This window comes from Mycobacterium sp., from assembly GCF_032161845.1.
Taxonomy (GTDB): domain Bacteria; phylum Actinomycetota; class Actinomycetes; order Mycobacteriales; family Mycobacteriaceae; genus Mycobacterium.
The window spans coordinates 1-4,564 of the sequence record NZ_JAVRQA010000558.1; the positions used below are offsets into that span (position 1 = coordinate 1).

Annotated in this window: 6 protein-coding genes; all 6 read left to right on the forward strand. The window is 67.3% G+C overall.

Features of this window, described 5'->3' with window-relative positions; all coding sequences use genetic code 11:
• On the forward strand, window positions 1-960 hold a 960-nt coding region (locus tag QOD90_RS31010; protein WP_526356355.1), incomplete at its 5' end, for an Lhr family helicase.
• A 168-nt stretch (window positions 961-1,128) separates the two neighbouring features.
• Window positions 1,129-1,599, forward strand: a complete 471-nt coding sequence (hadC, locus tag QOD90_RS31015) for a (3R)-hydroxyacyl-ACP dehydratase subunit HadC (protein ID WP_526356357.1) — start codon at window positions 1,129-1,131, stop codon at window positions 1,597-1,599.
• Between the two features lie 67 nt (window positions 1,600-1,666).
• A complete protein-coding gene (locus QOD90_RS31020) occupies window positions 1,667-2,158 on the forward strand; it encodes a DUF2834 domain-containing protein (RefSeq protein ID WP_526356359.1) in 492 nt (163 codons plus the stop codon).
• Between the two features lie 27 nt (window positions 2,159-2,185).
• Window positions 2,186-3,175 carry an NAD(P)H-dependent flavin oxidoreductase gene (locus tag QOD90_RS31025; protein WP_526356361.1) on the forward strand — a complete coding sequence of 330 codons (990 nt, stop codon included), beginning with the start codon at window positions 2,186-2,188 and terminating at the stop codon, window positions 3,173-3,175.
• Window positions 3,172-4,113 carry an SDR family NAD(P)-dependent oxidoreductase gene (locus QOD90_RS31030; RefSeq protein ID WP_526356363.1) on the forward strand — a complete coding sequence of 314 codons (942 nt, stop codon included), beginning with the start codon at window positions 3,172-3,174 and terminating at the stop codon, window positions 4,111-4,113. Before QOD90_RS31025 ends, QOD90_RS31030 begins: the two co-directional genes overlap by 4 nt.
• A 10-nt stretch (window positions 4,114-4,123) precedes the next feature.
• Window positions 4,124-4,564, forward strand: a 441-nt coding sequence (locus QOD90_RS31035; RefSeq protein WP_526356365.1) for a DNA-formamidopyrimidine glycosylase family protein, incomplete at its 3' end; no start/stop codon positions are given.

Sequence of the window (4,564 nt, forward strand, 5' to 3'; positions counted from 1 at the left end):
ACCGACGCCCACCGCGACATCCTGGCGACCCTGGAGCACGGGGGCGCCTACTTCTTCCGGCAACTGACCGACGCTGCGGCCTCCGGCGACGCGGCATCGACCGTGAAACAAGCTCTGTGGGAACTGATCTGGGCCGGCCGGGTGACCGGTGACACGTTCGCACCAGTTCGCGCGCTGCTGGCCGGGTCGGGCCGGCGGGGTGGCACCCACCGGCAACGCCAACGCCCCCCTCGATTGAGCCGCTACAGCGTGGCGCACGCTCAGACCCGCACCACCGACGCGACCGTGGCGGGCCGCTGGTCAGCTCTGCCGCACGCCGAACCCGATTCGACGATCCGGGCGCACTTCACGGCAGAGCTCCTCCTGGCCCGGTACGGCGTACTCACCAAGGGCTCATCCGAGGGGGCGGCGGGCGGGTTCGCCATGTTGTACAAGGTCCTCACGGCTCTGGAAGATGCCGGCCGATGTCAGCGCGGCTACTTCGTCGAGTCGCTCGGTGGTGCTCAGTTCGCGGTCGCATCGACGGTCGATCGACTGCGGACCTACCTCGACGACCTCGATCAGCAGCGCCGCGAATACCACGCCGTCGTTCTCGCTGCCGCTGATCCCGCCAACCCGTACGGCGCCGCATTGCCGTGGACCGGGGACCACGAGACCGGGCACCGGCCGGGACGCAAGGCGGGCGCGCTGGTCGTACTCGTCGACGGCGAGCTGACGTGGTTCCTCGAGCGCGGCGGCCGCTCGCTGCTGTCGTTCTCGTCGGACGCCGAGGCGCATGCCGCCGCGGGCGCCGCGTTGGTCGACCTGGTCGGTACGGGCCGCCTTCAGTCACTGCTCGTCGAGCGAATCAACGGCGTCCCCGTCTTGGACACCGGTGCGGGCCCGGAGCACGGCGCCGTCCACGACGCGTTGACGGGAAGCGGCTTCTCGCGCACCCCGCGGGGGCTGCGACTGCGCTAATCCGAGACGCGAGTAACCCAGCTCGGAAGGGGTGCTGACCTCGTCGAGATGAGCCTCTCTCGATTCTTTGCTTGAATGGATAGTCGTGAGGGCTCTGAATCCTGATCCGCGGCGCGCCCCAGAACGTCGTCGCATACTTACCTCGAAGCTCTCCTTCGGAGGTGTTCGATGGCACTAAAGACCGACATCCGCGACATGGTCCACGACTATCCGGATTACTTCATCGTCGGCCGCGAGAAGATCCGCGACTATGCCAAGGCCGTCAAATCGACTGACGCCGCGAACTTCGACGAGAAGTCCGCTGCCGAGCTTGGCCACCCGGCGGTCGTGGCGCCGCTGACGTTCACCGCGGTCTACGCCCTCCTGGTCCAACAGGACTTCTTCCGCGCCGTCGACGTCGGCATCGAGACGATGAGGATCGTCCAAGTCGACCAGCGATTCGTGTACTACAAGCCGATCTACCCGGGCGACAAGCTCTGGGCCCGGCTGGAAATCCACTCGGTGGACGAGCGGTTCGGCGCCGACATCGTGGTGACCAAGAACGTCTGCATGAACGAGGCGGGCGAGGTGGTCCTCGAGGCATTCACGACGTTGATGGGCCAGCAGGCCGAGCAGACGGTGACGATCGACGGGATGTAGCGGAGATCTGCGCCGCCAGAATGGCAAAAGTGACAAAACTCTGGCGGCGCCGTTCCATACTCGGACCATGGTCTCGCTGATCGTTCACGCCATCCTCGGCGCCCTCGTCGTTCTTTGGATCGTCCGCGCCAACACGCAGATCTTCGCTCGCCCGGCGGGCGCGTCTGCGTTTTCCGCGCTGGAGATCGTCTACTACGCCATCGGCATTGCGTCGATTGGCCTCGGTTACTACTTCAACCACCAGTTCGTCGACCAGTACGCCGTTCCTGGCGGCAACCCGATCTGGGGCCCGGGCAGTTGGCAGCAGTTCATCGCGCTGGGCTACGTCAATCCCGCAGCGGCATCGGCCAGCCAGGACTACACGATCATCAACGTCATCCTGCTGCCGCTCTTCACCGTCGTCGATGGGTATCGCCGTGGGATTCGGCGGCCGTGGCTCTTCTTCGTGAGCAGCCTGTTCACCAGTTGCGCGTTCGCCTACGCCTTCTACTTCGCGGTCATCGAACGTCAGCATCGGCACCAGAAGGCCGCGAAGACGATGGACACAATGGCAGCCTGACCCAGCGCGGCTGCCTACAGTTCAGGCATGGCCCTGCTGTCGGCGTTCACGGACATGTTCGAGATCGATCACCCGATCGTGCTCGCTCCGATGGGTGGCGTCGCGGGCGGCCGCTTGACGGCAAGCGTCGCCGAGGGCGGCGGACTAGGCATGATCGGTGGTGGTCGAGGCAACCGGGACTGGCTGGAACGGGAGTGCGCGCTCGCCGAGCGCGGTACCGGAAAGCCCTGGGGCATTGGTCTTTTGAGCTGGGCCATCACGCCGGAGACCATCGAGTGGACGATCAGCCGACGGCCCGCCGCGATCATGCTGTCGTTCGGTGATCCGGCGCCGTTCGCCGACGCGATTCGCGGCGCCGGCATTCCACTCATCGTTCAAGTCACCACGTTGACCGAGGCGCGCCGCGGGCTCGAGGTCGGCGCCGACGTCCTGGTCGCGCAGGGGACCGAAGCAGGCGGTCACGGCGGAGGGCGCTCGACGCTGCCCTTCGTCCCCGCCGTCGTCGACATCGCGGGTCACGTCCCGGTCCTTGCGGCGGGCGGGATCGCCGATGGCCGCGGGCTAGCCGCGGCATTCATGCTCGGCGCCGCAGGCGCAGTGATCGGCACCCGGTTCGAAGCCACCACGGAGGCACTCATCACCGCCGATGAGGCCAGGGCGATCACCGCGGCAACGGCATCGGACACCATCCGGGGCCGCGTCGCAGACATCGCCGCCGATGCCGGCTGGCCGCCCGTCTACCCCGCCCGCACCCTGCGCAACGCCTTCACCGACACCTGGCAGGACCGCGAGAGCGAGTTGAGCACCGACGCTGAGGCATTGGCCTCGTTTCGCGCAGGCGTGGACCGGGCGGACATGGACTACGTGCCGATCTGGGCAGGCGAGGCCGTCGACCTGATCGCCGAACTGGATACCGCATCGGCCCTGGTTCCGCGCATCAGCGCCGAGGCCACCCGCGCCATGGACTCCATCCGCCGGGAACACCGTCGGGACCCGACGCGTTGGGAAGGGTCGTGACGAACCGCCTGATTACCACTCCGTTCGGATTCGATTCGACCGCCGCGGAGGTGATCGCGGGCATCGACCTGTCGGGCCGGCGCGCGATCGTCACGGGTGCTTCGTCGGGGATCGGCATCGAGACCGCCCGCGCCCTTGCCGACGCCGGTGCCGAGGTGACGCTGGCCGTCCGCGACGTCGCCGCCGGCGATCGGGTGGCCGCCGACATCGGTGGTGCAACCAGGGTGGCTGCCCTTGACCTGAGCGACCTCGCGAGTGTTGACGCCTTCGTGGCCGCCTGGGACGGCCCCCTTCACATCCTGGTCAACAACGCCGGAGTGATGGCGATCCAGGAACTGACGATATCGCCCAGTGGTCACGAAATGCAGTTCGCCACAAATCATCTGGGGCACTTCGCACTTGCCGTCGGCCTGCACGACGCGCTCGCCTCGGCGGGAGGAGCCCGCATCGTCTCGGTCAGCTCGGGCGGTCACCTGCGCTCCCCGGTGATTTTCGACGACATTGACTTCGCCTTCCGAGACTACGACCCCTTCGGCGCGTACGGCCAATCGAAGACCGCGAACGTACTGTTCGCCGTGGAGGCCACCCGGCGCTGGCAGGCCGAGGGCATCGTCGCCAACGCACTGATGCCCGGCGGTATCTCCACCCCGCTGCAGCGCCACCTTCCCGCCGACTACGCCAAGCAGGCGTTGACGGCGTTCCGGGCCGGGGGTACCGACTTCAAGACCGTCGAGCAGGGCGCCGCGACGTCGACGTTGCTGGCGGCGTCTCCGCTGCTCGAGGGTGTCGGCGGCCGCTACTTCGAGAACTGCAATCAGGCCAGGGTCGTCGATCGGCGTGGTGGCCCCGGCCAAGGCGGCGTCGCCCCGTACGCCCTCGATCCGACCAATGCCCAACGGCTGTGGGATCTCTCGTCGGAGTTCATCGGCACCCGCTAACGTTCTTCCCATGCCAGAAGGTGACACCGTCTTCCGCGCGGCGGACAAGCTGCGGGCGGCACTCGTCGGCAAGACGCTGACGCGATGCGACGTGCGCGTGCCGAAGTTCGCCACCGTGGATCTCACCGGACAGGTGATCGACGAGGTGCTCAGTCGCGGCAAGCACCTGTTCATCCGGGTGGGCGACGCCAGCATCCACTCACATCTGAAGATGGACGGCGCCTGGGTGTTCGGCGGCCAGATCCGCCGCGTCCCTCCCCACAAGGTGCGGATCATCCTGGAAACCGAGGACTCTAGAGCTGCCGGCATCGATCTCGGGGTGCTGGAAATACTGAAGCGCGATCAAGACCTGGAGGTGGTGGCACATCTGGGGCCCGACCTACTCGGCGACGACTGGGAGCCCCGCACCGCGGCGGCCAACCTGGTGGCGGATCCGGATCGGCCGTTGGCC